The sequence below is a fragment of the Paenibacillus ihuae genome, from assembly GCF_001368795.1.
GTDB classification, from domain to species: Bacteria; Bacillota; Bacilli; order Paenibacillales; family Paenibacillaceae; genus Paenibacillus_AQ; species Paenibacillus_AQ ihuae.
Map to the genome: position 1 here is coordinate 3455642 of NZ_LN831198.1, position 5824 is coordinate 3461465.

The 5824-nt window shown below is 49.1% G+C and carries 4 protein-coding genes; all 4 read right to left on the reverse strand.

The window, feature by feature from the left end; genetic code table 11:
- Positions 1–2473: S-layer homology domain-containing protein (locus AQR02_RS15860; RefSeq protein WP_082451868.1), on the reverse strand; the 2473-nt coding region annotated here is incomplete at its 3' end.
- An 80-nt stretch (positions 2474–2553) separates the two neighbouring features.
- Positions 2554–3198, reverse strand: a complete 645-nt coding sequence (locus AQR02_RS15865; RefSeq protein ID WP_054941308.1) for a GerMN domain-containing protein — start codon at positions 3196–3198, stop codon at positions 2554–2556.
- 106 nt (positions 3199–3304) lie between these two features.
- Complete coding sequence (locus AQR02_RS15870) at positions 3305–4747, reverse strand: N-acetylmuramoyl-L-alanine amidase (protein WP_054941309.1); 1443 nt, start codon at positions 4745–4747, stop codon at positions 3305–3307.
- A 165-nt stretch (positions 4748–4912) separates the two neighbouring features.
- Positions 4913–5824, reverse strand: a 912-nt coding sequence (locus AQR02_RS15875; protein ID WP_159067771.1) for an N-acetylmuramoyl-L-alanine amidase, incomplete at its 5' end; no start/stop codon positions are given.

The window sequence follows — 5824 nt, forward strand, 5'->3', positions numbered from 1 at the left end:
TATTTCCAAGCGCTGTTGTCGTTACTCCGTCCCGGATGATCTTTACCCCGCCGGCGGCTGAATACGTCTGGGTGGCTCCAGTGTAATCCTTCACCGTGAGAGTGCTTGCTGTAGTATCCAGTGCAGCCACCTGTCCAAGACTAACCTTCACTGCCTGGATGGATAGCGCTGTACTTCCTTCAAACTTCACATTCACAAAATCTCCGGCTTTCAAATCACTTACAGTAATTTTCTGTCCGGCTTCATTTGTCATTGGAATAGTTAATGTGTACAGCTCACTCGTACCGCCTGGCCATTTCACACCCAGCTTATTCGTAGTACTGTTTACTGAGGTTACTTCAAGCTGTGACGATGATTGAACCCGGAGAACAGAGATGACATCCTGGCTTCCGGAGAGCACTGCTGTGACTTGACTGTTAAGAGAGACATCCGTAATGGCAGCTGAAGTCTTGCCAAAGTAATCCACAGACAAAGGATACGGCAGTGTAAGCAGCTGGCCATTACTTAGCTTAAGCACTATCGTTTTGGTTGAGGTACTCACTGAAGCCAGCGTTCCGCTGTATTTGGTTGTACTTTCTACAGACAGGGCACGCTCATTTATCGAAACTACATCAACTTTACGGTTTTCAGTCAATCTTGTCGCCATGTTGATCAGCGAAGTGGTCGGCGCACCATCATAGGCAAGCTTTGTATTGGCATCAATATGAACCACATGTGCCTTGTTATTACTGTCCATAAAGGTCAGCAGCTGAGATTTCGTATTATAGGCAATAACCGTTGATCCGCTATATTGCTCAATCTGCCGGCTGGTCACTTCAATTTTGGTAACCTGATCGCTGCTGTTCAGTGTAAGCTGAACATTGTCCCCTCCGGTAGCATCGGCGATAAGATCCCCGGCAACCGGAGTTGCCACATTAGGAATAATAATGGTTGGGGAGGTTGCGAGCAGCCTAACTTCACGTGTACCATCTGCTTTTTTATACACTATAGTTGAGCCTGTCATTTCAACAATCGAGCCCTGCACCGTTCGTTCCGTTCCTGATGTCACTTCAACAGCTGCAATAACATTATTCTTAATCGTATATTTCACGGCTGCATTGACCTTCAGGTCGGCTGGCTGCAGTACAGCATTTTGCGAGCTGAATAGTGTGGCACCCTCTTCCCAGTTGAAGGTTTCCACCGTTCCTGCTGCATTTTTGAAGGTGATGCTTTTGGTAGCCAGGTTAATGCTTTGAAGTGTTCCCGTGGTTGTCTTATTTACAATCCCCGAGGTTACCTGGAGCTTTACCACTTTGTGTGAACCGCTGTATGTTTCTCGCAGGAGCTTAATCTTACTACCCGCTGTAATAGACGAAGCCGTGATGGCAGCGTCGTTTACATCCACAAAGACTGTATTGGCATCATAGCTGTACTGGTCATACCCGGTTGCCGAATCCACCCAGATAATTCCCTGCGTAATTTTGGCGAAGGTTCCTTCAATAGCCTCTATCTGCGGAGTTGCATCCGTCAACTCTACATAGGCCGCATTATAAGTAGCTCCGATGACTGTAACCTTCGTATAGGGCTGAATATCACTCAGACTGATTCTTGTGTCGGAAGTGCTGCTGAAGTAAGCTGTGTTCGGACTCAGGTTATAGACAGAGGAAGCGCCGTTGCTGTAAACAGTCATTTTCCCGTCTTTTAACGCGCTGATGCTGCCCGATACCGTATTATCGTACTGCAGGGTATTATGCGCTTCTGCCCGGCTGAAAAAAGTCGCCAGCTGAGCACGCGTTACTGCACCTTGCGGATCAAACCGGTTGCCGTCCAAGCCGTTAGCCAATCCCAGATCTACCGCAGTATTGATATAGCCGCGTTTATTCGCCGAAACCTTAGCATCATCGGCAAAACCGGTTGGCTCTACTGCCACTGATGCTGCCTGCGAGCTTTTGCCCAAGGCTCTAATCAGCAATTCAGCAATCCACTCACGGGAAGCTTTGCGCTCACCCCAGGAGGTTTTGAGATTATCCGTTGCCATCTCTACCGTCTTATCCAGCAGTCCAGACTGGAAAGCGAGCACAACATACGGCTTATAATAATTCGAAACCTGGAAATTGGTTGGAAGCACTACATCCGTAGTACTGCTTACATTGCCTTGCAGCTTCATGAAGCGGAGTGCCATCAGTACAGCTTCCTGCTGAGTGACCGAATCTCCGGGACGGAACAAGCCGTTATTGCCGACTACGATTCCCTGCGAAGCCAGCTTGTAGATATGTTTCTCCGCCCAGAAGCCTGTTTTCACATCGCTGAAAATACCCGAAGATACCACAGCAGCTTGAGTCGTTGCAGCTGCAGAAGTTGTAGCCGGGGTAACTGCAGTATCCGCAAAAGCAGCCCCGGCTCCGCCGAATGCCATAGCACCGGCCAGAACAGCTGATGTCGCTTTGGTTGAATAGGCCTTAATCGAATGTTTTGATCTTTTTTGACCGGACAATAGGTTATTCCCCTCTCAATGATCCATGTAAATGTTCAATTCATTATTCGCGGATACATGCTCCGAATCCTGCACAAAATTTAGAGGCCGCTGTTCTCTCTGGTCAACGGATGCTCCAGATCCACATGCCCCATCAGACTTTCCACCTGCTCAGCATCGACCAGAAGCTCGACCGATTTCACTTCTTCAAACTGGAAGAGGGTCTTGGCCAGCGCACTTATCGCCAGAGACTCGCCGCCTGCGCCAAGCTGGGCTTCACCCGGTTTGTGAATGTCCATCACAATCTGCCCGTCTTTGAAGTCCAGCGATTTAAGCTCAATGCCGCTCCAGAGCGGCACTTGCTCCGTATTGCTGCTGCTCTGAAGCGTTTTGAACGCCTCGCTGTATTTCTCGGTTTCACTCGCAAAGCTGATCGTTCCTGCAGCTGCAATCAAATCCATCTGCTGCGGATCCGTATAATAAACTTCAATATCCTGTGACTGCTTGGCCGGTTCAGTTGGTTTAGCGGTCGCTGTAGGAGCAGGGGTTACCTCTGTCGGCGGAGCAATAGAAGGTGTAACCACCTCGCCTCCGTTGTTCTCCGAATTCCCTCCAGCCGCGCTTACAACCGAATTATTGCCCTGATCTGCACTTGCAGCCGGAGAGGCTGCCGGCTTCTCTCCGCATCCGGCAATTACCATCAGAAGAACTGCTGAGACCGCTGTATACGTTAATTTCTTGTTCATCAACATTACCCCCTCTAGATGAATACGGGCAGACAGAACTGCAAAGCCTGTTCAGCCTGCTATGCTGGCCTTACCAAACTTTGCGGCCCTATCTGCCGCTTGGCTGTTATTTTAACCCGAGATATTCTTTGATCCCGCTCACGATCCCAGCTGCGACTCTATTCTGCAGCGCTTCTGAGAACAGCGCTGATTCATCGCCTTTATTACTTAAATAACCCACTTCAAGAAGTACGGCAGGCATAGTCGTTTCACGGATAACATGGAAATTCCCGTACCGTACGCCGCGGTCGCTGAGTCCGGTTGCCTGCACAAGATACTTATGCATCACACTTGCGAGAGCCTTGCTGGTAGCACGCTGGTAGTAGGTTTCTGACCCTGTTGCAGCCGATGAAGCACTGCTGTTCGCATGAACGGAAATAAAGAGATCTGCATGCAGATTGTTAGCCATTGCGGCACGGTCTTTCAGTTCAAGGAAGGTATCATCACTACGGGTCAGTACCACGTCAATGTTACTTTCTTTTTTCAGCAGCTCAGCCGCTTTAAGAACAATGGCTAAATTAAAGTTTTTTTCATATTTCCCTGTGACACCTACTGCTCCTGAGTCCTTGGCTCCATGACCCGCATCCAGCACAATCAGCTTCCGCCCGCTGTTGCCGGGCTGGGTTGCTGTATCACCTGTACTAACGGCATTCAGATCAATGACAACCAGCTTGGAGGTATCTCCAGAAATATCAACGCTATAGTTCTTCGGAGTTTTTAAATCAATGACAAAACGGACGGTATACGGATTAGTGCTATACAGGGAGTAGCGCACTCCGGATACATCGGGATAATCCGTTACACTAAGACTGCCGTTAAGGTTAGGATCCAGCACCTGCCCGGTTCCGAACAAATCGGAGAAAGTAGCATTTGGCAGATCGACCACAATCCGGTCCGGACCGCTCACCTTCGATACCTTCGGAACGGCATTGCCTTCCATCGCGATGGTCAGCCGGTTCTCATTAAAGCTGATGCCATTCACCATGGTCAGGTTATTCGTCGTTTCAGCCGGAGGCACGACAACGCTTGTTCCGCCGTCACTAGCTCCACTGTCTGAACCAGTGTTATTACCGCCGGTTTCGGGGGTAATAAGGTTTACAATCTTTTGTGTGTTGTCCCAGCTGACAGTCAGCCCGAACTGCTCGCTGATGAAGCGGATCGGTACCAGGGTAGTCCCGCTTCTGTTAATGGGAGCAATGGTAAGTATGACCGTTTTGTCATCTACAGAAGCTGTCGTCTGATCTACGATCAGCTTAACGGTCTTGCCCTGCTGTTCAATCGTAACTGTCTTGCTTGTCTGATTCCAGCCGACCTTGTAGCCAAGGTTCTCAGCAATCATTCTTAGCGGTACCATAATGGAGCTGTTCACATTCTCAACAGGAACTTCTTGACCTGCTGTCAGTTCCTTTCCATCGAGAAAAATCTGGTTGTTTCCGGCAGCAGCCTGTCCATGCTCCGGGAAAATCAATACAAAGAGCATTAGCAACAGCATAAAAGCAAATTTCTTCATTCTTCACCTCTAAGAATCTAGTATTCCGCCAGAAAACCGGCGTTCATGATGACCTGGCTATAGACAACCTTCGACATTGTTTAGACGCCGCTACAGTTTAAAAGTTGCGAATTAATTCCAAGCGGCGTCTAAGAATCCTCATAATCTATCAGCATTCTGCTGCATTTACAGCCCAAGATATTCATATATTCCGGCAACAATTTCCCTCGCCACATTATTTTGCAGCTGTTCGCTGAGCATGGCGGATTCGTTCGCTGCAGAGCTCATATACCCTACTTCCAGCAGTACAGCAGGCATGCTGGTCTCCCTTGTGACATGCAGGCTTTTTGTTCTGATTCCGTTATCCTTAAAGCTGGTGCCCGCTACCAGATGCTTATGCATAATTTGGGCCAGCGGAAGACTCTCAGTCCGTGAATAATAGGTTTCACTGCCGTTAACCTTCTCCCGGTTAGGATAAGCTTCCGGAAGAGAATTGCCATGTACTGAAATGAACAGATTCGCATTGGCTGCCTCGGCGATATTTACACGGTCCTGCAAGCCTAACGTTATATCATTGGTTCGGGTGAACACAACGTCAACCCGGCCATCCTGTATAAGCAGTGCTCCCACTTTATTGACGATTGCTAAATTAATGTCCTTCTCCAGCTTGCCTGTGATACTGACAGCCCCGGATTGCTTGCCGCCGTGACCGGCATCAAGTACTACAACTGGTTTCCCTGAAGCAGCTGTATCTCCACCAGCACCTCCGCTGTTGCTTAAGGCATTTAAATCAATGGTGACAAGTCCTGTACTGTTATCGGTACTCAGCTGATAAGGCTGGCCCCCGACCGTTTGAATGACAAATCTGACGGTTGAGGGGCTTGTACTAAACAGTGCATACCGCACTTCAGATACAAGCGGGTATCCGGCAACGTCCAGCTTGCCTTGCGGAGTACCGTTCGCGGCAACACTTGGGAGACTGCCAACGAAATCCGGTGCAAAGGCAGCTCCGGGAAAATCGATCACAATCCGCTCCGGATTGCTCATCTTCGTTACCGTTGGCTTAGCGCCTCCCGCTACCGCAACGATGAGACGATT

What these genes read in the sequence shown, in the direction of transcription:
- AQR02_RS15865 (WP_054941308.1), bottom strand. Translation starts at nt 3,198, where the DNA reads ATGAACAAGAAATTAACGTATACAGCGGTCTCAGCAGTTCTTCTGATG.
- AQR02_RS15870 (WP_054941309.1), bottom strand. Translation starts at nt 4,747, where the DNA reads ATGAAGAAATTTGCTTTTATGCTGTTGCTAATGCTCTTTGTATTGATT.